The organism is Bacillus sp. FJAT-27245 (genome assembly GCF_001273955.1).
Classification (GTDB): domain Bacteria; phylum Bacillota; class Bacilli; order Bacillales; family Cytobacillaceae; genus Bacillus_D.
The window spans coordinates 2,152,074-2,175,680 of sequence record NZ_LIGI01000001.1 but is presented as its reverse complement, the minus strand read 5'-3'; the positions used below and the strand labels follow the sequence as shown (position 1 = coordinate 2,175,680).

Annotated in this window: 25 protein-coding genes and 1 pseudogene; 7 read left to right on the top strand and 19 right to left on the bottom strand. The window is 44.5% G+C overall.

The features are described from left to right. The first annotated feature begins 189 nt into the window (after positions 1 to 189). Positions 190 to 1,203 (top strand): S66 family peptidase, encoded by a 1,014-nt coding sequence (locus tag ADU24_RS10475; RefSeq protein ID WP_053366580.1) that lies wholly within the window; start codon positions 190 to 192, stop codon positions 1,201 to 1,203. Between the two features lie 260 nt (positions 1,204 to 1,463). Here ADU24_RS10475 and ADU24_RS10470 read toward each other — a convergent pair whose 3' ends face one another. The 3 genes from ADU24_RS10470 to ADU24_RS10460 form a co-directional block, all read right to left on the bottom strand. Then, positions 1,464 to 1,871 (bottom strand): GNAT family N-acetyltransferase, encoded by a 408-nt coding sequence (locus tag ADU24_RS10470; protein WP_053368881.1) that lies wholly within the window; start codon positions 1,869 to 1,871, stop codon positions 1,464 to 1,466. 111 nt (positions 1,872 to 1,982) lie between these two features. Beyond that, on the bottom strand, positions 1,983 to 2,693 hold the full coding sequence (locus ADU24_RS10465) for an ankyrin repeat domain-containing protein (protein WP_269432225.1): 711 nt from the start codon (positions 2,691 to 2,693) through the stop codon (positions 1,983 to 1,985). A gap of 158 nt (positions 2,694 to 2,851) precedes the next feature. Further along, the gene (locus ADU24_RS10460) at positions 2,852 to 3,733 is read right to left on the bottom strand and encodes a DMT family transporter (protein WP_053366579.1); all 882 of its coding nucleotides are present in this window, start codon (positions 3,731 to 3,733) and stop codon (positions 2,852 to 2,854) included. A 321-nt stretch (positions 3,734 to 4,054) separates the two neighbouring features. Between ADU24_RS10460 and ADU24_RS23010 the strand changes: the two genes are divergently transcribed. Continuing rightward, complete coding sequence (locus ADU24_RS23010) at positions 4,055 to 4,204, top strand: hypothetical protein (protein ID WP_156324552.1); 150 nt, start codon at positions 4,055 to 4,057, stop codon at positions 4,202 to 4,204. 199 nt (positions 4,205 to 4,403) lie between these two features. On the opposite strand, the gene ADU24_RS10455 is transcribed toward ADU24_RS23010, so the two are convergent. The 14 genes and pseudogenes from ADU24_RS10455 to ADU24_RS10390 all read right to left on the bottom strand — a co-directional run bounded on the left by ADU24_RS10455 (position 4,404) and on the right by ADU24_RS10390 (position 16,032). Then, entirely contained in the window at positions 4,404 to 4,898 is a 495-nt protein-coding gene (locus tag ADU24_RS10455; RefSeq protein WP_053366578.1) for a hypothetical protein, read from the bottom strand. A gap of 116 nt (positions 4,899 to 5,014) precedes the next feature. Further along, entirely contained in the window at positions 5,015 to 5,470 is a 456-nt protein-coding gene (locus tag ADU24_RS10450; RefSeq protein ID WP_053366577.1) for a DMT family transporter, read from the bottom strand. A 78-nt stretch (positions 5,471 to 5,548) separates the two neighbouring features. Next, positions 5,549 to 5,833: pseudogene (locus ADU24_RS10445) on the bottom strand (helix-turn-helix domain-containing protein); the annotation flags it as partial. A 117-nt stretch (positions 5,834 to 5,950) separates the two neighbouring features. Beyond that, positions 5,951 to 6,376, bottom strand: coding sequence for a DMT family transporter (locus tag ADU24_RS10440; RefSeq protein ID WP_053366575.1), 426 nt, complete (start codon positions 6,374 to 6,376; stop codon positions 5,951 to 5,953). A 233-nt stretch (positions 6,377 to 6,609) separates the two neighbouring features. Beyond that, complete coding sequence (locus ADU24_RS10435; protein ID WP_156324551.1) at positions 6,610 to 7,623, bottom strand: hypothetical protein; 1,014 nt, start codon at positions 7,621 to 7,623, stop codon at positions 6,610 to 6,612. 55 nt (positions 7,624 to 7,678) lie between these two features. After that, a complete protein-coding gene (locus ADU24_RS10430; RefSeq protein WP_053366573.1) occupies positions 7,679 to 8,686 on the bottom strand; it encodes a hypothetical protein in 1,008 nt (335 codons plus the stop codon). A gap of 75 nt (positions 8,687 to 8,761) precedes the next feature. Continuing rightward, complete coding sequence (locus ADU24_RS10425; RefSeq protein WP_053366572.1) at positions 8,762 to 9,319, bottom strand: hypothetical protein; 558 nt, start codon at positions 9,317 to 9,319, stop codon at positions 8,762 to 8,764. Further along, positions 9,303 to 10,259, bottom strand: coding sequence for a hypothetical protein (locus tag ADU24_RS10420; protein WP_053366571.1), 957 nt, complete (start codon positions 10,257 to 10,259; stop codon positions 9,303 to 9,305). The genes ADU24_RS10425 and ADU24_RS10420 overlap by 17 nt, the downstream gene beginning before the upstream one ends. Beyond that, entirely contained in the window at positions 10,231 to 11,307 is a 1,077-nt protein-coding gene (locus ADU24_RS10415; RefSeq protein WP_053366570.1) for a hypothetical protein, read from the bottom strand. Before ADU24_RS10415 ends, ADU24_RS10420 begins: the two co-directional genes overlap by 29 nt. Positions 11,308 to 11,361: 54 nt before the next feature. Beyond that, entirely contained in the window at positions 11,362 to 11,616 is a 255-nt protein-coding gene (locus tag ADU24_RS10410) for a hypothetical protein (protein WP_053366569.1), read from the bottom strand. A 78-nt stretch (positions 11,617 to 11,694) separates the two neighbouring features. Then, the gene (locus ADU24_RS10405) at positions 11,695 to 12,726 is read right to left on the bottom strand and encodes a hypothetical protein (RefSeq protein WP_053366568.1); all 1,032 of its coding nucleotides are present in this window, start codon (positions 12,724 to 12,726) and stop codon (positions 11,695 to 11,697) included. A 32-nt stretch (positions 12,727 to 12,758) separates the two neighbouring features. Continuing rightward, positions 12,759 to 13,790: a hypothetical protein gene (locus ADU24_RS10400; protein WP_053366567.1), complete on the bottom strand. Its 1,032-nt coding sequence runs from the start codon at positions 13,788 to 13,790 to the stop codon at positions 12,759 to 12,761. Between the two features lie 246 nt (positions 13,791 to 14,036). After that, complete coding sequence (locus ADU24_RS10395; protein ID WP_053366566.1) at positions 14,037 to 15,311, bottom strand: VTT domain-containing protein; 1,275 nt, start codon at positions 15,309 to 15,311, stop codon at positions 14,037 to 14,039. Between the two features lie 121 nt (positions 15,312 to 15,432). Continuing rightward, positions 15,433 to 16,032 carry a cell wall hydrolase gene (locus ADU24_RS10390; protein ID WP_082306878.1) on the bottom strand — a complete coding sequence of 200 codons (600 nt, stop codon included), beginning with the start codon at positions 16,030 to 16,032 and terminating at the stop codon, positions 15,433 to 15,435. 580 nt (positions 16,033 to 16,612) lie between these two features. Here ADU24_RS10390 and ADU24_RS10380 point away from each other — a divergent pair. Further along, the gene (locus ADU24_RS10380; protein WP_053366564.1) at positions 16,613 to 16,807 is read left to right on the top strand and encodes an alpha/beta-type small acid-soluble spore protein; all 195 of its coding nucleotides are present in this window, start codon (positions 16,613 to 16,615) and stop codon (positions 16,805 to 16,807) included. Between the two features lie 60 nt (positions 16,808 to 16,867). On the opposite strand, the gene ADU24_RS10375 is transcribed toward ADU24_RS10380, so the two are convergent. Next, on the bottom strand, positions 16,868 to 17,920 hold the full coding sequence (locus ADU24_RS10375; protein WP_053366563.1) for an NAD(P)/FAD-dependent oxidoreductase: 1,053 nt from the start codon (positions 17,918 to 17,920) through the stop codon (positions 16,868 to 16,870). Positions 17,921 to 18,077: 157 nt separating this feature from the next. Between ADU24_RS10375 and ADU24_RS10370 the strand changes: the two genes are divergently transcribed. The 4 genes from ADU24_RS10370 to ADU24_RS10355 all read left to right on the top strand — a co-directional run bounded on the left by ADU24_RS10370 (position 18,078) and on the right by ADU24_RS10355 (position 21,879). Further along, positions 18,078 to 18,923: an ABC transporter ATP-binding protein gene (locus ADU24_RS10370; RefSeq protein ID WP_053366562.1), complete on the top strand. Its 846-nt coding sequence runs from the start codon at positions 18,078 to 18,080 to the stop codon at positions 18,921 to 18,923. Then, positions 18,874 to 19,797: an iron-hydroxamate ABC transporter substrate-binding protein gene (locus ADU24_RS10365; RefSeq protein WP_053366561.1), complete on the top strand. Its 924-nt coding sequence runs from the start codon at positions 18,874 to 18,876 to the stop codon at positions 19,795 to 19,797. The genes ADU24_RS10370 and ADU24_RS10365 overlap by 50 nt, the downstream gene beginning before the upstream one ends. Positions 19,798 to 19,879: 82 nt before the next feature. Then, positions 19,880 to 20,875 (top strand): FecCD family ABC transporter permease, encoded by a 996-nt coding sequence (locus ADU24_RS10360; RefSeq protein WP_053366560.1) that lies wholly within the window; start codon positions 19,880 to 19,882, stop codon positions 20,873 to 20,875. Further along, on the top strand, positions 20,872 to 21,879 hold the full coding sequence (locus tag ADU24_RS10355) for a FecCD family ABC transporter permease (protein ID WP_053366559.1): 1,008 nt from the start codon (positions 20,872 to 20,874) through the stop codon (positions 21,877 to 21,879). Before ADU24_RS10360 ends, ADU24_RS10355 begins: the two co-directional genes overlap by 4 nt. A 245-nt stretch (positions 21,880 to 22,124) precedes the next feature. On the opposite strand, the gene ADU24_RS10350 is transcribed toward ADU24_RS10355, so the two are convergent. Then, on the bottom strand, positions 22,125 to 23,117 hold the full coding sequence (locus ADU24_RS10350) for a nuclease-related domain-containing protein (RefSeq protein WP_053366558.1): 993 nt from the start codon (positions 23,115 to 23,117) through the stop codon (positions 22,125 to 22,127). Between the last annotated feature and the right edge of the window lie 490 nt (positions 23,118 to 23,607).

Below are 23,607 nucleotides of genomic sequence, written 5' to 3'. Positions count from 1 at the left end.
CTTGAAACGGTCTTGACAGCCAATATCAAGACTGTTTTGGACGCCGATTCCACTTGAAACGGTCTTGATAAACTGCCACTCCTCTCATACTGAAAAATTACAGGAGTAAAACACCCCGTTTTAAAAGAGGAAATTAGCTTCTTTAATAGAACTATAGTAGTAAAGATTGGGCGAATGGGGTTAATGCAGATGATTACATATCCTTTTTTACAAAAAAGCTTGAAAATCGGGGTTACGGCGCCATCATCAGGCGTGCCGGAGGAGTTGCATGGCATCGTTACACAGGCGGTGGAGCGCCTTGAGGCGAAAGGTTACAAGCTGGCGGTGGGTGAGACGGTTTGGACGGATGACAAAACGCGGTCCGCGCCGGCAATCAAGCGCGCCGAGGAATTCACGGCGATGATGCAAAATGATGCAATCGGAGCCATCATCCCGCCATGGGGCGGCGAGTTGCTGATTGAAATGCTCGAGTATCTTGACTTTCAATCGTTGAAAAACAAATGGGTTCTGGGCTATTCGGATACGAGCGCATTGCTCCTGGCGATGACTTTAAAAACTGGCATCGCAACTGCGCACGGTACCAACCTTGTCGACCTGCGCGGGGAATATTCCGATCCTGTCACGGCCATGTGGGAAACAGTCCTTTCGACCAAACCTGGTGAATCAGTAATTCAAACTTCGTCGGAGAAATACCAAACCGAATGGCAGCATGGAAATCCGACTCCATGCGTCTTCCACCTGACTGAACCGACTGTCTGGAAGTCCGTCCTACCTGGCAGAGTTGAAATGAGCGGCAGGCTGCTTGGCGGCTGTATCGATATTATCAGGCACCTGGTGGGCACTCCTTATGGGGATGTCCGCCGTTTCCGCGAGAGCCATATTCCTGGTGAACCGATCGTCTGGTATTTTGAAAATTGCAGTATGAAAACGACCGATTTGCGGAGGTCGCTTGTGCAAATGAAGCTTGCCGGCTGGTTTGAGGGCTGTTCGGGCATTCTGTTCGGCCGGAGCCCCGCGAATGAACCTGTTGACAATTATACAATTGAAGATGCCTATCAGGATTTGCATACCGAACTCGGCGTACCGGTCCTTTATGACATCGACTGCGGCCATATGCCACCGCAGATAACCTTGATTAACGGTGCTAATGCAGAGGTTGTTGCGGAAGACGGCAAAGGCACCGTCACACAAATTTTCAAATGAGAACACGAAAAAACATGATGAAACGGGTCATCATGTTTTTTCGTCCGTTCAAATATTTATAATACATAAGAAATGGAGCCTAACAATAGTAAAAGTACCCCTGAAACAAAAGCCTTTTTACTATTGTATTCCCCGCCAGTCAGGAATTCAGCCAACAATAGTTTTAATCTTGTAATCCTTCTACCAAACACCGGTTATGAATAATACAACATCATACCCAAGAACAATGGAGATTAATATGAAACTCCAAAATAATATTTTCACCTGAAAATGTCCTTCTTCATCCCAATCGTAAATTTGCGGAAACCGTGTTTTTCGTAGTACGGCTCCAGGTTTTCAGAACACATGAGCTGCGGAATAATGCGGTTTTCCTCGCAATGCCTTGCCAGCCTGTCGACGATTTCGCCGCCGATTCCGTTGGATTGGTAGTCAGGATGCACGCAAACCCCGCAAATGACGCCATTAATGACCCCATCCGAAATCACCCGCCCCATGCCGACCAGCCTCTCTCCATCGAACGCGTACACCGCAAACCAGCTCTGCCGGCACATCTTCCCCATCTCTTCCACTGTCAAATTCAGTGAATTCCAATTGAGTGCATCATAAAGCTTCACCAATTCCACGAAATCCGCTGGCGGTTCGGTTGTATAAAGGATTTTGGTTTCCATAAAAACTCCTTTTGTTTTTTTGGGGAAAATTGGCCAGCCGGCCGAGTGTATGTCCTCGGGCTGGACAAATCCACGTGTGGCCACAGTTTAGGTAAACGAAAGGCCAACTACCTATTTAGCACCTGCATCGAGCAACATTCTCTCAATCTCTTTAAACCCTTTGTTCCGTGCATGCTCAAGCGGAGTTACGCCATCGTTATCCGGAATGTTTACGTCTGCCCCGTGGTCAATGAGCAGGCGGATAATCTCCTGCTGTTGTTTGCCGCCGTTGTTCAAAATAATCGCTTCCATGAGCGCTGTCCAGCCAAGATTGTTGACGTGGTTCACATTGATATCCGTTTCGGTTAGTAGCAATTTAACAACATCGACGTGTCCACGCTCCGATGCGGGGATAATTGCAACCCCGCCATAGCGGTTCGTCATGTTCGGGTCAGCACCTGCTTTAATCGCCAGCTTCAGGATGTCGATATACCCTTCCGCGCCGGCATACAAAAACACATTGTTTTTCATATTGTCGCGGATGTCCACGTCGGCGCCAGCATCAATCAATGCCTTCGCCGCAGCTACATCATTTTTGTATGCAGCGATCATGACTGGTGTTCTTCCTTCTGAATCCTGGACATTAATATCCGCGCCCTTTTCGATAAGGCGGCTGATTTCGCCAACATTTCCGCGTTCGGCCGCGGCAAGCAGCAGTTCATTCAACCCTTTTTCCACGTTTGCACTCTCCTTTTCATCGTGAACCGGACGGCTATTTTCATCAAAACCGCAGCCTGTAAGCAGCAAGAACCCCGCCAGCAGCGTTCCCAATGATTTCCTCACAAGCGTCCGCTCCTTTTCTAATGAACTAGATTAAGACTATTATACCTTTTAGTAAAAATAGATTCAGATAAATAGTTTGTATGTATGCGAGGAGTATGTTTTTTCAGAAAAATAGTTGGCCACCTTTTTTAAAAATATATTCCAACTTTAAGAGGAACTTATTTTTTCAAAGAAAGCCTGATGACGAACACCAGCATAAGGAACGCGCCCAAAAGCTGGATGCCTTTCAGCATGATGCCAAGCCAGAAAACCGAGACGAGCATCGCGGTCAGCGGTTCAATGCTTGACAGCACGCTGTTTTCAACAGGGGTGATATACTTCAGGCTGCCTAGGAACAGGACGAATGCCAATGTCCCAAAGATGATTAGTATAATCATGAATACAAAGATTTTCGGATCGGCAAGCTCTCCCCACTCACCTGAATTCCAAATCTGGCTGGCAAAACTGAGGGCAACCCCAGCGACCAGCATTCCCCAGCCGACGACAATCAATACGCCCCATTCATTCATGAGGCGAATTGGGTGCAGGGTATAGAAAGTAAACGACAACCCAAGCAGCAGTCCCCAAATCAGCGCTTCTTTGCTGACCATGAGGTTGTTGAACGAACCATTCGTCAATAGCAGGAAAAGCCCTGCCAGCGTTCCAAGTATGCCAACGACCTGATAGGCCGGAGGTAACTTCCGTGCTTTTACCGATACGAAAATAATGATGAAAATCGGTGCCGAAAACTGCATTAATGTCGCCATCACAGCGTTGCTGGCATGGATGGCGGAAACGAACGTAAACTGGAGCCCGAGCATTCCGAAAATGCTGTAAATGACGAGGTGCTTTGCCCAGTAACGGTTTTTCCACACGTCAAGCACCGCTTTTTTGGAGACCGCCAATGCCCCTAATAAAAGGACTCCTGCAACCAGCATGCGGATGGTCAGCATAAATGATACGGTAATTTTCGTTTCTGATAAAATCCATTCCATAATTGGCCCGGTTGTCCCCCACAACATCGCGCCAATTACAATCATCGCAAGCCCTTTTGCGCGCATCTCCAACACTCCCCTAAATCTCAGCTGTATCTTCTCTCCCATTTGCGCAAGAAACTTGCAGTCTCAGATAGATAAAGCTATTCTAAAATATTTATGTCTTTATGTATAGGGTATCGGAAGAGTTTGCGGGAAAAATGAGGTATTTTATATGGGCCATATAACTAAGGGCTCTCGTTTCGAATGGATAATCAACAGGGCATATCAACCGCGTCACTTGGGGTTGAATTTAAAACTTATTTTTATACCCCTGCTGTTATTACCGTTCACAAAACGGGTATAGTTTTAAAATCTACCAACACGAAGAGGCAGGAGGAAATACACATGCCACAATACCTTGTCACCTACATTAAAAAAGGCGAAGCGACACCGCGAACAAGAAGGCTGTCAGGCGACCGAATATCCGATATCTATGAACTCATCTTTGAGCTCGAAAAGAAAAACACTATCGTTTCCATCGAAATACAGCGCTGAGTAAATAATGGAATTTGGTTGGTTGGTGCCTGGCACCGGTAGCCGCAGATGACTGAGCAAACATACTGAGTCCTGTATACAGGGTTATCGGGACACATTCCCTCCAAAATCCGATAAACTCCAGCCTAGTTCTGCCACCCAAACAATCAGCCGTTACCAGGATTGAAGTAAACAAAAAAAGCACCCTACGAAGGATGCCTTATTTGTAGTTATTAAACGTATTAATCAAACTTTCTTTATCAGGATGATAATTGGCATGAACTAAAATAATATTTCCATTCAAAAGAACCGGAAATGAAATCTGATCCATACTTACTGTTCCTTTCGACTCTGCTTCTTTAAGGTTCGGGGCATTTGAATCAAACTCATAAAACTCGACTTCATGTCCGTTAAGTTCGATTCCGAATCCGTCTTTTGCCCCCAACATGTCGAAGGCTTTTTCTTTAACTTCGCCAATAGTAAAGCCTGATGACTTAAAGTAACTGATTAAATCTGCAAGTCCTTCAGATTTAATCACTGGGTCTGACTTTGCTGGTTCTGATTTGACAGGGTCTGACTTTGCCGGCTCTTCCTTAACGTTCTCGGTTACAACATCTTTTGTTTTTGGCGTTGCTTCTTTTGCCCCGTCTTTGCTGCAAGATGCCAGTGCTGTTAGTGCTAAAAGTAAAAGTATGGAAGTTATTAGCTTCTTCAATATTTTTCCTCCTCCTTCATCCATATGTATATTCAATGCGAGGAGGTTTTTTTACCCTTTTTCAGTAAGAACATTTTGAATCAAACAAGCTCGATCGTCTAAAAAAGCTTTTTTATCTAATTACTGTCAGGTTTCCGGACGCCGCCAAACTTGAAAACAATGATTCCGGCCACAATGACAAGAACTCCTACAAGATGCTTTGCCGAGAAGTCAACTTTTTCAAGCCCCATCAGACCTAACGAATCCATAATTAACGCATACACGAGCTGGGAAACCATCACAATTGAAATCCCGTAGGTTGGGCCAAGCCGCATAACCGCTTGTACGACGCAAATGACGACCCCGACCCCTAACATCCCGCTAAACCAGTACCAAGGCTGCATATTATTTAACGCGAACATCGACTTTCCTTCAACCGCCAATCCAATTAAAAATGAAGCCAGAAATCCAAGGAACAACACGAGCGTTGTCGTCGCTATTGTTCCCGCCCTGACGCTAACCTTACTATTAAATACATTCTGGACGCTGAGCAGCGCCCCCGATGCTGCAGCCAAAACAAGTCCGGTGATCAATGCTGCACTCTCCTTTTTCTATGTACATTTACCAACGTGAAAAACTGTACTTTTTTTAAAAAAAGCGCCCTAAAAATCCTACTCATATATATTCCGCCTGGCCACCCCTTGCAAGCCTTCCCGGTCAATGAGCCGAACGAACCCCTTTTTCCTTTCCACAAGCCCCTCTTCGGAAAATTTACGGATGACCCGGTTCATGTGCCGGTAGCTTGTCCCAATCAGGTTCGCGGCATCGGCGAGTTGCTCAGTGCTTAGCTGACCGGCAAATCCTGCGGCAGATTCATCTGGTGAAACCGAAAGCAGGTAGCTGGCGAGCCGCACTTCCACGGGATACAGTAAATTAAAGTTAGCCGCGTGGGAGTTTTTGATCACGGTCATGCACTTCCCGCATAGCTTTCGTCCTCCAGGGAAAAATTCTTTTTTTGAAAAATTGGCCATCAATCACGTTTTTAAGTAAAAATTTGGCCACCAATCACTTTTTTAAAATTGCAAAATCATAACCCCGGCAACCATGAGCCCGATTCCGATAAACTGGGGAAGCTTCATGTCCTGTTTCGGCACTTCAAAGATGCCCTTTCCATCAATAATAAAAGCGGCACCCAGCTGGGCGATCAGCGTCGCAGATGTCGTCAGGGTCACGCCAACGAGTTGAATCGCCACCACATTGCTCGATAAAATCAAAGCGGCAAAAGCGCCGCCTAGCAGGTAAAGTGGTTTCACCCGCCTGAATTCGCGCCACATCCGGTCCCTTGTTGCCAATAGAATCAGCAAGGCAGCAACAAAACCGGTCAGCTGAGTAAGCGAAGCCGTTTGCCACATGCCAATATCCTGGCTAATCCGCGCATTGGCGACACTTTGCAGCGTAATAAATGCCCCGCCCAGTAATGCAAATAAAATACCCTTCATGTTTTACTCTCCCAAACTGTGATGAACTTATTATGAATCCCAACCTGGATATTTGCAAAGGACATATGTCCTGAACAAAAAAACCCCTCTTAATATTACGAAAAAAGAAGAGGAACTCCTAAATAAAGGGGTTCCCCAGCTAGCCAAGCAACATATCTGCTGAATTTATTCATTTTTACCCTGTTCTATCAAACTACTTTTTTGAATGTCAGCACGGTATTAAAATGTTCAGGTCAATAATTTCCTGCATGTGTTAAATAAATTGTTTCTTCATTGGCATGCCACTTTATCGTCAGGCTAATGTTGTCCTCTTTTCTGATCAACTGCTCAAAATCGATTTTAACCATCCCCTGGCGATTCTCATCGAGAAATTCGATATACCTGTCCAGATTCCACTCTGTTCCCTCCATGTATAGAGGAATATTACTTGGTGGTATCTCTTCTTTTCCGACATACTTTACCGATAGAACGGCTAACCCTTTTCCTAGCTCTTGCTTCGATATGAACTCTGCTTCCCAATTCTCGCTCTTGCCAGCGTGCGTAATCGTTGTGCTTTCGCTCAGAAATCGCTGGAGTTCGGATTCATCCTCTGTGGCTGCAATCTTTATTCCCTTATGAAATACAAAATATGAAGGCAGTTTCGAAATTCCCAGCTCCGGAAATGTTTGTTGAAGCAGCTCGAGTGTCCCTCCAATTCTCCGTTCTTCAAAAAAGGGCGTATTAACCGGCGGCAAATTCAATTCTCTATCATTTTGAGGCAGCAACTTTAATACAGTGTATTTTTCTCTATCGCCAGAAAAAAGGTCCTGATAAGAATGCATTTTTTTGATCCGGACTCTTGCCACATATGTTGCCGGCCCGGATTCCGGCCATTTAACCCTGATAATAAAAATTTTCACTGCGGATGGGCCGCCAGCCTGGAAAATAGTATTAGGCAACTTTTCCGACTCTTTTCCGGTTTTCCGGTCCCACTCGGCCATAGAGAAGCTTTTTTCTTTCTTTGCAAAACTAAGAGCGACTTCGGAGTAAGGATCAATCAACAAAGCATCCGCATTTCTAGCTGCTTCGGCAACTGCCTCCCTCGACAGCTCATCTGGTTTAATTATTTCCCTTGCTAATAATACAGGTTCAACTTCTCCCCCTGAAGGGCTAACGAGTTTCAAATCCGGGAGTATTCTTTCATTTATGGCTGGCCTATCTTCTTTTTTTGGCTTGATTTCGTTATTGAGAAAAAAGATAGATAGCAAAACAATGGCCGCCGGAAGAATGTATTTTTTTATCCAAACCACCCCAGTTGAAAAATCATTTCTCTCCTATATTCACAAGCCCAATTCGTTCTTCTTTATCGTTCCAGCTAAGGTCCACGGACAGCTGCTCCGTTTTGGACAGAAAAAAGGGTGTATGACCAGAAACAGTAAGAGTTCCGGATTGTAGTTCATCTTTAGGGAGTCCCCAGCCCCATTGTTCATTGTTCAACATGATTGTGATCTGCCCGGTGATTGCTTCTTTTCCTCGGTACCTAATAATTAATTCATAATCCCTAACCGAAATGTTTTGCTTCGCATGAACTTGAACGAGCCAATTTTCGTTTGCACCTTCGTAAACATACGTTTTAATTTTGGTAATAAGGGACCGCAGCTCGCTCATATCTTCACTTTTAAAAACACGCATCATTCCCTCAAAAATATAGATGGAAGGGAGATTCTTAATTTTGAGATCCGGGTACTTATTCTGAAGTTCCAGTAGATTCCCCTTCACTTCCCGGGTAATATATTTTTTTGAATTGAGTGCCAGGTCGCCAATTCCTTCGTCGGTATTGGAAAAAACAATGAGCGTATAGCCATCCAAATCTGGATGAAGCAGTTCCTGGTAGGAGTAAAATTTCTTTACTTTAATCTTTGTCAGATACGTTACCGGTCCCTCGTCCGTGTTCGCGCGAATCAGGATAATCCTTGTATCAAGTCTATTAGGTGTACCGTGAATGAAGTACGGTTCCAACTTCCCTATTTCTTTTCCAGCTTTCAAATCCCATTCGCTCAACTCCATCCGGCTTTGGTTATCGGCCAATTTGACCGATGCTTCATAAGCAGGATCAATCTCCAGAATCGCGGCCTTCTTTGCCGCGTTGGCAACCATCTTGTTCGTTATTTTCCGATTACCTTTGGAAACAAAAACGGCGTTCACTTTATTTTCCCAGGTAGTAATTTCCGGTGCTGCGCCGTCCTTCGCTTCAATTAACTCCTCTTTATCACTATCAATAAGCGTATTTAGGAAAAAGATTGATAGAATGATTATTGCTGCCGGTAGCATATATCTTTTTATCTGAAGTCCCCCCTTCCAACCGTTTTTTCGAATTGCGAAATTCGCCGAATCGCTCAGTTTCTCCTAGAAACTCACGAAATCCCCAAGTTTGACATCCTTTTTTCCATTGGTAAAATGAACAGTCACAACCATTGAGTCAAACGCTTTCCTAATTTGTTCTTCTGTTAGCCCTTTTGAGTAGAAAACGGCTTCCCAATGTTCTTCGCCCTTAGGATTTCTGTACCCGTTGCCGAACCAATACCGGTCTTTGCCATCGATAGTGTTAATTGATTCTCTAAATACACGCATTACAGGAAAGTCTGTCCTTTGTGCTTTTTCTCCAGGATCGCTAGTTTTCACATCAATAGTAAAATAGCGAAAATCATCTTTCTGGGGATTTTCCAATCTCCTTGTTCCAACATCTGCGTACTGCTCATCTGTCAATTTACTTACTTTTGCTATGATGGAGACTTTCGGTTCCATACTGCTCTCGTTGTTTTTATGAGTTAAATATATCGTTTCTTCCTTGCCGGACCACTTCAAAGTCAGACTGATTTTGTCTTCCTTCCTGATCAATCTCTCAATGTCGAAGGAGGCAAGTGTCTGGCCAGTCACATCCAACTCCTCAATGGTTTGGTCCATGCCATTCGTTTCCCTGTACAAAAAAAGAGATTTCCTTTGGAAGCGGTTTTTCGGCTCCCCTATACTGGATTGCGAGTACAGCCGTTCCCTCCCCGAGCTTGTGTTTGGTAATGAGCTCAGCTTTCCAGTGTTCTCCTTCGCCTGTGTGTGTCAACTCTGTTGTTTTAGTCAGAAAGGCGTCCAACTCTTTTTCATTCTCCGTGGCCAGCAATTTAACGCCTCTATGAAATACAAAATAGGATGGCAGTTTGCTAATGTTCAACTCTGGAAACGTACTTTGAAGCTTCGGGATTTCCCCGCCTAGTATCTTTGTTTCATACATCGGGTCATCTTTAGGTCCTGATTTCCATTCCTCGTCCTCACTGGGAAGAAACTTAATGACCGTGTATTTATCCCGATCTTCCGAAAAATGATATTGTAAGGAACTTATCTTTTTTATTTGGACTTTCGCCACATACGTAGCGGGTCCAGCATCTTTCCATTCCGCCCTTATAATAAAAAGTTTTTCCCCTGGCTGCCCCGATGCCTGGAAAGCAGTGTTTGGATGTTTCGTAGACTCAACCTGATATTCTCCGTCCCATTCTGTTATTTCGAGAAAATTAGGAGTGTTAAAAAAGACCACATTGGCTTCAGTATAGGGATCAACTTCCAAAGCATATGCTTTACTGGCCGCCGCAGCGACATCCTCCTTCCGCAATGTATTAGGATGGATGATTTCTTTTGCCAGTAGTGCAGGTTTCGCCTGGCCATATCTGCTCGCAATTTCCAAAACCGGTAACCTTGGGTTCTTTTTCGCAGCTATACCCTCATCCTTTGGCTGAATTTTATTGTTTAAAAAGAAGACAGAAACCAAAATGATTGCCACGGGCAGGATATATTTCTTAATCAGGACCACTCCTTTTTTAAAAAAATCATTTTTCCCCTTTATACTCGAGAGCAATCTGTTCTTCTTTGCCGTCCCATCTAAGGACAACGGAAAGATTATCCGATTTGGACAGAAAAACAGGGGTTTCACCAGAAATAGTAAGAGTGTCTGACAGCGGCATAACAGCTCCAGGCCCCCAGCCCCAATTGTCCCCTTCCAACGTTACATCAATATCTCCGGTAATCTCTTCGTTTCCTCTATAAGTTATAAAGAACTCGGCATCCCTACGTGAGAGGGTTTGTTTTCCCTCTAGCTCAACGTGCCAATTTTCATTTTCACCCACGAATTCAAACGTTTTGACGTCGGTAATCAAGGTGCGCAGCTCACTTATATCCTCGCTTTTAAAAATGTACCTCATTTCATGAAAAATAAAAGCGGTAGGAAGATTCCGGATTTCAAGCTCTGGATACTTTTCCTGAATTTCCGGGAGTGTCCCCTTCACTTCATGACTATGATACTTTTCCGAATTGATGGCCAAATTGCCGATTCCCGTTGCTTCGCTTGAAAAAACAATAAGTGTATAGCCATCAATATTAGGGTTAAGCAAATCCTGGAACGAGTACCATTTCTTCACCTTTACTTTAGTCAGGTATGTCGCCTTTCCGCCGTCCGTTTCCACGTGAATCAAGAAAATCCTCGTATCCAGCCTGTTTACCGTACCTTCAATTTGATACCAGTCCGGTTCTTGAATTTCTTTCCCTGCCTTTGAATCCCATTCACCTAAAACCATCCTTGTTTGGTTATCGGCCAATTGGATCCTCCCGCCTTGATAAGGTTCAAGCTCAARAACGCGAGCTTTTTTTGCCGCATTCTCAACCATCTTCTTTGTTATTGTCCGCTCGCCTTTAGCAAGGAAAATAGACTTGACTCTTTTCATACCGGAGCGGACTTCCGGTGCCTCGCTGGCCGTTGCTTCAAGGCGCTCTTCTTTTTCACCAGTATCAATGAATGTATTTAATATGAAAATAGATAGGATGATAATCGCAGCCGGGAGAATGGATTTTTTATACTTCCACTTTCGCTCAATCATACTTTTCACTGAAAGTATCGTTTTTAAAGGCATTAATAATATTCACGCCTACTTCCCCTTTCTAAATTTCGGTTTCAACTTCGGAAGTTACTTAGTTAGGAATCCTGCAATTAAGGTTATTAAACCACCTACTAAAAGGGTTAGATTAAAAACAATTAAACTCGCCACACCTTCAATTGCTTTCCATTCTGCAAAACCTGCAGCAAGCATTGGAAAACTAATAATTGAAAGCACAATTAACCACAGGCCAACTTTTATTCTCGTTTTCTTTTTTTCTTTAGTCAGCCAAAAACTTATGCTCGTAATAAATATGGCTATTAAAATGAGAATAATCGCCAACATTTTTAATCCTCCATGCCACCGAGTATTCAAGGTTAGAATGTTCCTTGATAAGCACCTGCACTACGAAGTCACTCCCCGTTATCGATTTTTCCTATAAGCAAGGATGAATTCCTCCTTTTTTCCATCCCAAGTTAGTTCAATTGGAATTGAATCGGATTCTGATAATTTGAAACTCAAGTCGATGGAAGAGAAAATAGTACCCGCATCGTCCAGTTTGCTTTCGCCACTCCCCCAGCCCCATCCACGGCCGCTCAATCGAAAGTCCACACTTTTAGGCTTCGCTTCTTTTCCTATATACATTATGAATAATTCCCCAACCCCTTCAGACAGGTTTTGCCTGGCCCTAAATTCAACCTGCCAGTTTTCGCTCTCGCCCCGGAAAAAAGTTGTCGCCATGTCTGTAATAAAAGATTGCAGTTCTTTCATATCGTTGCTGCTAAACAAAATGGAGCCCTGGTGAAACACATGGATGGCGGGGAGACTTTTAAATACAAGGTCAGGATACAATTCGCGGAACTCGGAAATGGAGCCTCTCACCTCACGCGTAACATATTTTTCTTCATTGCCGGATGGGACTTCCCTTATTCCAGGCTCACCCTCCGAAAATACTAGAATGGTATAAATAGCTCTTGAAGGGTCCAGTAATTCCTGATAGGAGTACAGTTTTCGAGTGTTTATTTTTCCGAGATATACGGCCGAGCCTTCCTCCGTTTCCGCACGAATCAGGATAATCCTGGTACCGGGTTCGTTAGCCATGACCGGTATGAAATTCCCATCAAACTGCTGGGACTCTTTACTCGTTTTTGAATCCCATTCCGACAATGCGATTACCGATTCGTGCTCAGGTAAATGAACTACCACTTCACCATAGGGATTTACGTTAAGGGTGGGAGCAATCTTAACTGCTTTATCAACCATCGTTTTCGTAATCGGTCCTTGCCCTTTAAAAAGCAAAACCGGCTCAACAGTCCTGTCCCTGAAATTCATGACAGGAACAGGCATGCTTTTTGCAATGATCTTTTCTTCATCTTCATCCTTTTTATCTATAACTGTATTGATGAAGACGATTGACAGAAGGATGATTATGACCGGCAAAACGGATTTTTTCATTCACGCCTCTCCTTTTCTATAAAAAACCGCCCTCATTCCTCTTTATATTCCAATGGAATGAGTTCTTCTTTCCCGTCCAAATTTACAACTGCCAAAATAGAATCTGTTTTTAATATCGTTTGATTGCCATTTAAGACAGACTCATACGTGCCATTCTGGTCGAGCGCGAATCCGGGTACAAGCCAAGTTAAAGGGACGCTTCGCAATTCCAATGAGAGGACCCCACTTGGTTTGTCTCCGTTCCCAATATAAGTAATGGCCGTCTCAGTTTTCCCTTCCCCAAGTGCTTGCGTTGACTTCAGTTCAATCTTCCAATTTTCCGATTCGCCGCTGAACGTATAAGCCAAGCCTTCTTTAAGATACGTTTCAAGCTCATTGAAGTCATCGAACCGAATTGCATTTCCATTGCCAAAAAAATAATACGCTGGCAGCTTTTCGAACGCCAAATCAGGGAATGAAAATGCCAAATGCCCAAGCGGCTGGCTGACTTCCCTAAGATCAATAGGCTTCCCATTCTTCGCCGGCATTTGTTTAACGCGGTCCTCTTCATCAAAAAAACCCACAACTGTGTAATAACCCGTCCTTGTTGATAAAAGATCCTGGTATGAATAAAGCTTCATTATCCTTACCTTGGCCATATAGGTTGCCTGGCCGTCGTTAAGCCACTCCCCGCGGATGATAAAGATTTTCACATTTTGAGCGCCAACAGCCGGTATGAGATTGCGATCGGTTACCTTCGTTTCTTTACCATTGTTCCATTCCGTAATTGACAAACTCACTGGACTTTTTGAAAAAGAAACGAGCACTTCCTCAAAAGGCTTGGCAATAACAGGCCGAATATCCCTGGCCACTTTTTCAACCTGCTCCTTAGACAGCTTTTTCGGATTCTTCTTCCCTTGATAAATCAACGTGCCTTTTTCCTTATCCCGGATCGTCAAGATTTCAGGAACCGGGAGCGGCTTTGCTTGCGTTTTCGGCTTCTTCTCATCTCCTGGATCAATGACACTATTCAAAAAGAATATCGTCGCCGTCAGAATAAACAGCGGCAAAATGTATTTTTTCATACAGCATCCCCAATCAAGGTTTCTAACTCAAGAATACCATTATTGGAAAATTGTTGAAATGGGAATTTTTCGAGTACACTTTTGAAATCTGATAACTTGAAAAAACATCAATTCCCGACCACTTTTTCGTAAAATTGGCCCATGCACCGTGACAATCTTTTAACAAAGAAAGATCACACAGCCAAAATGACCGCAGTCGCCTTAAAACCTTATACAATCTAAAAAAAGGCTGAAGCCATTTCCGCTTCAGCCTTTCTTGAATTCTTTTATAATGAGCCGGATCAATTCAAATAGGAGAAAGTTAAAAAATATCCAGACGGCGCCGAACACATAGCCACCCACGATATCGCTTGGCAAAACGCCTCCGCCCAACACTTTGGCAGCCCCCATTGCCAAAAGCACGAATAATCCTAACACTGTAGCCGTTACTGGTGCCAAGTCCCGTTCCGAATGCCTCACAAGCAAAAACAAACACGCCCCATAGACTACCATCATCATGTATGAAACAAAATCGGGGAAGTCGGCCGAACGGTCAGCACTTAACTTTAGCACCGAAAAAATGAATAAAACGAGCAAGTGGAACAATTTCGCCCCAACAATGCACACACTTAGCATGCAATATTCCAGCACACGGTTCCTGTTTTTTGCCCAGATGACCGAAACCGCCACTGCAAGGAGAAAGAACAGTGTATAACCGGAGCCGAAGACCGACAACCCTTCCAATGATTCTTTAAAAATGGCCCTCGACAAAACATATTTCGTTACGGCATTGAACTGTGAAAATTCATCGTGCCAAAGATTTTGTGCCAAACCAATCATGATCACCACGAAGACGGCCAGAACAAGCACAATCGTACTCAGGAAAAACTCAGCAGCCCTGATTGTTTTCGCGTGCGTCAAAATCCAATTCAGCAGTTTCCTCGAGAAACCAATGATTTCGTCCTTAAAATACCGGTACAAAAGGAAACCTACGGCCACTATAGCGCCAGCTGCGATAAAATACATAAAATATTTACTCGCGGCATCATGGAAAACCGCCCATTTTGGCCCAAGAATTTTTCCAAGCGTAACAAACCCAAAGCTCCATAATAGCGCGCCGCTATATGCGGGTATCGCAAACGTCCGGAACGGCAGCCTTGATATTCCGGAGACATAACCGGCAAAATGGCGGACGCCCGGGATGAAATAGGAAAACACGAGCAGGATTTTACCGGAGCGCTCATACCAGGCGGCCGTCTTTTCATATTTTTCGGGCGTCAAATGGATATACCGGCCGTATTTTTCAACGAGCTTGTAACCACCTGTTTTTCCAATCATGTACGTGACTGTAATCCCGGACACCGCTGCCCCGAAAGCGGTCAACAGCGCCAACGGATAGTTCATTTTTCCAAGGTAGGCAAAATATCCGGCATACGCCATCAGCAGCTGTCCGGAAATCGGCAACGCCATTAATTCAAGGAAGATGCCCGCTGATAATATCAGGTAACTATACTGTTCAAACAACGATAAAAGATGGGACATGGGAACCTCCAACGTAGTAAGGAAATTCAATACTACTCTTCGTTACCCCGAATTTTTCGATTGTAAAAGTCACGCCAAATAAAGAGCACCACCCTTTGAAGGATGGTGCGCACGTAATTGTTTATTTCGCGAAACGATGGTTGCCGATTGTGACCGTCGTTTTCGTTGAGAAAATCCATTTGCTAACTGCCGTTTTTGGATTGTAGAAGAACAGGCTTCCATTCCCTTGGCCTTTAAAAGCAAGTGCTTCGTTTACAGCCCTTTTAGAATCTGCGTCAGCCGGCTTATTGATTTGGCCGTTCTGGACTGGCGAAAAAGCATAATGGCCATTTGAAACCTGGTAAATAACGTCCTTTACTGTATTCGGAAAATCCTTGCTTGCCACACGGTTCAGGACAACTGTCGCAACCGCAACCTTTCCGGCATACGGTTCTCCGACTGCTTCCGCCCGGACAAGGCGTGCCATCAAATCTTTTTCAGCCGCTGTAAGTTCGGAATTCGGGATCACTAGTTGTTTACCCACATTCAAAGCAGAGCTTTTTGCATTGTTTTCACTCATTAGCTTCTTAACTGGAACGCCATAGTGTACTGCGATTTTGTAGTAAGTTTCACCCTTTTTTACTTGGTGATTCGTTGCTGCCTCTGTTGTTCCTGCCATCGTAAATGCCGACATGGAAAAGATCAACCCAGCTGCAATTACTAGTTTTTTAAACCTAAACATCTTATTTTCCYCCTAGTAGTTTCAGTTGTTGTCTCACCTACTAGGCTAACAGCTGTAATATAGTTATTCATTGACCAAAATTTAACATGGCCAATCAGACCCCTATAAACCCTTAAGGCAAGCGAACTGGCAAGAAACAAGGTAAAACCTTCCCTGGCTGCCAATTTTGGCGGAAGTCTCCAATGAGTGAAAGTGTTGGATGTATTTTTACAGACTGTTACAGGAATGTTTCATTAGAAACAAAGAGCATAGAGTTCGATATGGGTTGAAATAATTTTTTCGCAATCGGTTTGGAAAGTTAGTTGATTGGAGCGGATGGCACCGACTCCAGCGGGATGCAGCGGCAAGGTGGAGACCCCACAGGCGCTAGCGCCGAGGAGGCTCCACTGACGCCCCGCGGAAAGCGTGTGCCCGGAGCGGAAATCAACCGCAAGGTTCCTGTAGGACATACAATTTTTGATGTTGCTTTCCTTTTTCAAAAGAATGAATAACTTTTCGATTTTGCATGAAGACTCCCTTATTGGAAACAGTAAAACTGAGCAGACTTTTTGCTCAAATCCTTGATAGGGAGTGGTCGATCATGGCTAGAAACAAACTGTTGGTTCCCGGTTCAGGCAATGCCCTTGACCAAATGAAAGAGGAAATTTCCAATGAGTTTGGAGTACAACTTGGTGCAGACACAACCGCAAGGGCAAACGGTTCGGTCGGCGGCGAAATGACCAAGCGTCTTGTCGCAATCGGCGAACAGGCAATGCGGAACCGGCAAGGCCAATAACCAGCTGGTTCCAAATGGAAAAGCTGCCCCTGGCGAATTCGCCGGGCAGCTTTCCTTATCCTACTTCTTCAGCATTTCCTTAACCAATTCTTCGTTACGCAACTTGAAGGCTTCATGGTTCGATGACACCATTGCCACATCCGCCGCACTCGAATCAATGAATTTCTTCGCCCGATTGACGGCATTCGCCGCATCCTGGAATGCCCCTGCTATTAGGTACAGCTTTCCGTCAAACTTCATAATGTCCCCCGCACCAAACAATCCGTCAACCGTGCTCTCACAGTTCGGGGTACCTTTTATATAAAAATTATCCAGCATTTCAATAGGAAGATTGCTATTGTTCAATAAGGAAGCGTCCTGATCAAATCCGTGATTGACGAGCACTTCATCAACCTCAACCGTAAACACCTCGCCTGTCTCATTGTGGACGAGTTCGACCGCTTTAATCCGCACACCCCCATCGTCCGGAATCAACCTTGAAATAGTCGTATTAAAATGGCATTCAATACTGCCCTTCATGATTTCCGACACCTGGGATTCGTGGCCGGTTAAAGCCTGTTTCCGGTAAGTGAGATGGACTTTTCTCGCGACAGGCTCAAGCAAATTCGCCCAATCAATCGCCGAATTACCCCCACCCGAAATGAGGACCGTTTTATCTCTAAAGTGGCTGACTGCTTCTACCTTGTAGTGCAAATTCGTTTTTTCAAAATTGGGCGCCGCACCCATGTCCAACTTTTTCGGTTGGATGATTCCGCTACCTATTGCTACAATTACGGTTCTTGAATAATGCACGCTTCCTTTTTCAGTCATAAGAACAAACAGGCCATCATTATTTTTCGCAATCGATTCAATCTTTTCATTGAGGGCGACCTCAGGTCCGAACGTCATTGCCTGCTCGATCAATTGGTCCATCAGCTGCTTTCCCGTAACCGGTCCGAGGCCGCCCACATCCCAAATCATTTTTTCCGGGTACACATTGATTTTCCCGCCCAAAACTGGCTGGGCTTCTATTATCTTCGTCTTCATTTCCCTTAAACCGGCATAAAACGATGCATACAGCCCCGCCGGCCCGCCTCCGATAATGATCACATCAAAAATATCTTGTTTAATCATGTATACAATCTCCCTCAAATGTTAACAATTTTTGAATTTAGTTGAATGTCACAGCTTAGTCATTGACTCGAATTTATAAAACTTATATAGTGTTTATTGTAAGCGGAAGTGATAATCATTATCAATGAAAATGTGATGAAGTTTCGGAGGGAATAAAATGGGACGCCTCTATACAGATAGTTTACAAGTTGGCTATGATGACCGTTTGATCGTGAAAAATTTATCAGTGGACATTCCTGACAATCAAATAACTGTCATTATTGGGCCAAATGGCTGTGGAAAATCGACATTGCTCAAAGCGATGTCACGGATCATTTCCCACCAATCGGGTTCCATCCTCCTTGATGGAGTCAGCATTGTTCGCGAGGATACGAAGAATCTTGCAAAAAAAATGGCCATTCTTCCCCAGACGCCGGAAAGCGCAGCCGGCCTGACTGTTGGTGAACTGGTATCTTATGGGCGATTCCCTTATCAGAAAGGGTTCGGCCGTTTAACGAAAAAAGACATTGAGGTCATTGATTGGGCCCTTGAGGTTACCGGGACAATCGATTACAAATACCAGCCCGTCGATGCGCTGTCGGGTGGCCAGCGCCAGCGTGTCTGGATTGCGATGGCTCTGGCGCAGGAAACCGATATTATTTTCCTTGATGAGCCGACTACCTACCTGGATTTGGCCCACCAGCTGGAAGTGTTGGAACTCCTTCAAGACCTGAACCGGGAACAGGGCCGGACAATCGTGATGGTTCTCCATGACCTGAACCAGGCAGCACGGTTTGCAGACCATATCATCGCAATGAAAGATGGGCAAATCGTAAAATCGGGAACTTGCGAATTTGTCATCAACCGTCCTGTCCTGAGGGAAGTATTCAATATTGACGCGGAAATCGGGTTGGATCCGAGAACGAGAAAACCAATGTGCTTAACTTACAACTTGATTAGAGGAGACAAAGCAAATGACAACAAGACTTTTTCCATTCCTGCTCGTACTGGCACTGGTGCTTAGCGCGTGCGGAAGCAATTCCGGGGATAAAAACAATGAAGCAGCGAAAAAAGATGAAAAACCAGAAACAATTACCTATCAATCCGAGAATGGCCCTGTAGAAGTGCCGGCCCACCCTAAACGGGTTGTCGTCCTATCCTCCTATGCAGGTAACGTCCTTGCGCTCGGGGTCAATATTGTCGGGGTGGATTCCTGGTCCAAAATGAATCCACGGTTTGAAGATAAACTGAAAAACGCGGAAGAAGTAACCGATGAGAACCTTGAAAAAATCATTGAGCTCGAACCAGATTTAATCGTCGGCCTATCCAATATCAAGAACGTTGATAAACTAAAAGAAATCGCCCCGACTGTTACATTCACTTACGGCAAGCTTGACTACCTCACTCAACACATCGAGATTGGGAAGCTTTTAAACAAAGAAAAAGAAGCGACGGAATGGGTCGAAAACTTTAAGAAAGACGCTGCCGAAGCCGGTAAGGAAATCAAAGCAAAAATCGGCGCTGACGCCACCGTTTCCGTTATTGAAAACTTCGATAAGCAACTCTATGTTTTCGGTGATAACTGGGCCCGTGGAACTGAAATCCTCTATCAGGAAATGAAACTGAACATGCCAGAAAAAGTGAAACAGGATGTCCTGAAGCCAGGCTACTATGCGATTTCACCAGAAGTATTGGCCGACTATGCCGGCGACTATGTAATCTTCAGCAAAAATTCGGACGGCGATACATCCTTCCAGCAGACTGAAACGTATAAAAACATACCGGCTGTGAAGAATAACCGCGTTTTCGAAGTGAATGCGAAAGAGTTTTATTTCAATGACGCTCTTACGCTTGAATATCAGCTTGATTTCTTCAAAAAAGCCTTCTTAGGAAACTAATTGGTAAGTAAACACTAAAGAGGAATTCTACACACGGAATTCCTCTTCTTTTTACATATTAAATACGAAATGATGAGATGAAATGAATCGAAATCGATTTTTATTAAAAATGCTCGGCGGATTGGTGGTAATGGCGGCCGCCCTGGTAATTGCCATGCGTTTTGGCGCCGCCGATGCAAGCCTGAAAGATATATGGGAAGCCATTCGGAACAGCAAACAAAACGATACGGCAATCATGCTGCGCGAGATTCGCTTTCCGCGGGAAATCGCGGCTGTTTTTGTCGGCGCAGCTCTGGCAGTTGCCGGAGCAATAATGCAGGGGCTGACTCGGAATCCCCTCGCCGACCCTGGCTTGCTTGGCCTTACTGCCGGAGCGAATACCGCCCTTGCTTTTACGATGGCGCTAATACCGTCAATCGGGTATTTCGGGATTACAATAGCCTGTTTTATCGGTTCGGCGGTTGGAGTATTGCTTGTTCTCGGAATCGGGGCTTCACGGCGCGGCGGCTTCTCCCCCATCCGAATCGTCCTTGCCGGTGCCGCGGTTTCAGCCTTTTTGTACGGAATCGCCGACGGAATCGGCCTGTATTTTAAAATCTCCAAAGATGTCTCCCTCTGGACTTCAGGCGGACTGATGGGAACCTCCTGGAGCCAATTGAACATTATCGTCCCATTCATTGTAATCGGAATTATCATAGCGTTATTCTTGTCAAAACAATTAACTGTCCTCAGTTTGAGTGAAGAAGTCGCTGTCGGCCTCGGGCAAAAGACCATTCGAATAAAAATCCTATTGGTGGTGGCAATCGTCCTATTGGCCGGCGCATCAGTCGCCCTTGTCGGAAACATGGCATTCATCGGGCTCATGATCCCGCACATTGCAAGGATGGCCGTCGGAAGGGATTACAGGCATATCATCCCGATGTCCGCAGTTGCCGGARCTGCGTTTATGCTGCTGGCCGACACTGTGGCCCGCACGATAAACGCCCCATATGAAACGCCCGTATTCGCGATTGTATCGATGCTGGGACTTCCCTTCTTCCTGTTCATTATCCATAGAGGAGGGAAACTTACATTATGATCCATCCTTCCGTTTTAAAAAAACAACGCCTCATCGTTATTGGTCTGACTGTATTGATTGTTGTGACCGCTGTTATAGGGTTGGGACTCGGCTACTCATCAGTGTCGTTCTCCAGGATCCTTCCTGCGTTCCTCGGAAATGGAACATTTAAAGAGGAGTTCATCCTTTTTTCAATCAGGCTTCCTCGCATCCTGATCACATTGCTTGCAGGCATGGGGCTCGCGGTTTCAGGGGCCATCCTCCAGGGGCTGACACGCAATGACCTTGCTGATCCAGGTATTATCGGAATAAATTCGGGAGCGGGTATCGGAATTGCAGTTTTCTTTCTGTTCTTTCCGATTGAAGCGAAATCTTTTGCGTTCGTTTTGCCCGTCATTGCATTTGTTGGCGCGGTTATTACCGCGATGCTGATTTACTTTTTTTCATACAGGCGTGGAATCGGCCTTGAACCCGGGCGGCTGATTCTTGTGGGTATCGGTTTTTCGATGGCGCTTTCGGGTGCAATGATTGTCGTCATTTCTTCCGCAGAAAGGCAAAAAGTCGATTTCATTTCCAGGTGGCTTGCCGGAAACATCTGGGGTGCGGATTGGCCATTTATTCTGGCCATCCTTCCATGGCTAGCAGTCCTGATCCCGTTTACCCTTTATAGGGCAAACAGACTGAACATCCTATCGATGAATGAGCCTGTTTCAATTGGTCTTGGGTTATCTTTGGAGAAGGAAAGGTTCACGCTTCTTTTGATTGCCGTCGCGTTAGCCGCCGCTTCCGTTTCCGTTACAGGCGGAATCGCGTTCATTGGTTTAATGGCTCCCCATCTGGCGAAAGCTTTGGTCGGACCAAGAGCACAGCTGTTCCTCCCTGTCGCCATGCTGATCGGCGGCTGGCTGCTCTTGCTGGCAGACACAATCGGACGTAACCTCGCCGAACCCGAAGGTATCGCAGCCGGCATCATGACCGCTTTAATTGGTGCTCCCTACTTCGTGTATCTATTAATGAAGAAATAAGTCATAGTGTTTTTGCAGGCGCGCTGATAAAGTGTGCCTGTTTTTTTTAGTGGGGATTCCTTTGAGGGATAATTACTAGATTTTGTTTTTAATAGCGGATTTTAACTTCATAGTGAACGAAAGGCCAGCCATAAAACCCTTCTGCCAGCTAATAGGCTTGATTGGAGAGTGAGTGATGTTTCCGGATAGGAGAGAGCTGCTGTCCTTCTTTTGGCTAAACCTTCTCCTTGGACTGTATTAATAATCTATTTAAGCTTTTTCAGTATTTCCCATCCTTCAAAGTTTTCAAAGGGACCAGGCGGATGATAAATTCTCCTCTTCCCCTTTCCAGTCGATGGCAGATTTAACCCGGTTAGAATATGAAAAGCCTGATTATCGGAAGGAAGATCCAAAAATTCTTTGCATTGCGAATTCGTTATTGCCGGTCCAAATATTAGGAAATAATCGATAACTTTCTGAATATAAATGTCCCTGCTCGCTATTCTGCAAGTGGTGCAATTCCACTTTCCCCAATGATAGTCAAATTTCCTGTTACAGACTGAACAAAAGATACCTGGGGGGAAATCATTTTTTGATAATCCAAACGCCTGGAGTTTCCGTAATGGTGGCGGGGTATGAAGCTGGAGAAGCCTGTGGGAGATATCTATAACCTGATCGGTTGTCCAAATTTCGATGCTGTATTGAGCGTCTAGTTTCATTAAAAGATGAACAATATTATACGCATGGGAGACCCTGTCGATATGATTGGAGTTTGATTTTAGAATGGTTTTTGGGCTTGCGATTGAAATGAGGTAATCAATGGGGACATCATCAAGAAGCGTGGTCAGAAGGGATTTTAATTTCAAAATATGAGTTTTTACCTGGGCTATGGGATCTTCGAACGCTTCTTCCTGATCCCCGTTCAAGCGAATAAGCTGATGGAATTGCCCATCAAATACCAAAGTACCTTTGATTGTTTTTGAGTCAATTAGGAGAATGTATCTTGTGGTAAGAATGAGGCAGTCAATTTGAAAGTAGTCACCTTTAAAGGGAAGTCTTAAATCATTGAGGATATAATAACCATCATGAGGGAGCAGCTTAAGGTAGTAGTCCAATTCCGTTTCTCCCCAAAAACCTGCTTTTCTTTTGGAACAGTCAGCTTCCAATTTAGGCCTCGCTGGACACGTCATTGAAATATTTCTCAGAATGGCTTCCTCCTGAAGAATTCGAAGTGGTATTTTTCTATCTTTCAATATCAAACATTTATCCTCCTTTGTTAAATCCAAAATTTATCTAGTTATACATATTAACTCAAAATGATTGTAACAATAGTTTATGAGGTTTCTTCCCTGTCTTTATTACAAATCAGTGAAATCCTTTTAATATTGTTTTTTTTATAGCATGTTGCTATCAGTCTGCTAGCGATTCCCGGAGATTTTTCGGTTTTATCCGGAGAGTTCACAACTTTACCCGGAAGTTTCCCCGTTTTATCCGGAAGTTACGATTTAATCCCTGGCTAACTTTAAGTTTATCTCTTCATTCATTTATGATGAAGTATCGCTTACACAAACCAGGTATAGCTTGATAACTTTGCTAGCAGTCTGCTAGCGATTCCCGGAGATTTTTCGGTTTTATCCGGAGAGTTCACAACTTTATCCGGAGATTTCACAACTTTATCCGGATGTTTCCCCGTTTTATCCGGAAATTTAAATCCCATCGCCCTTTAATTTTCCAAAATTCAACGTAACC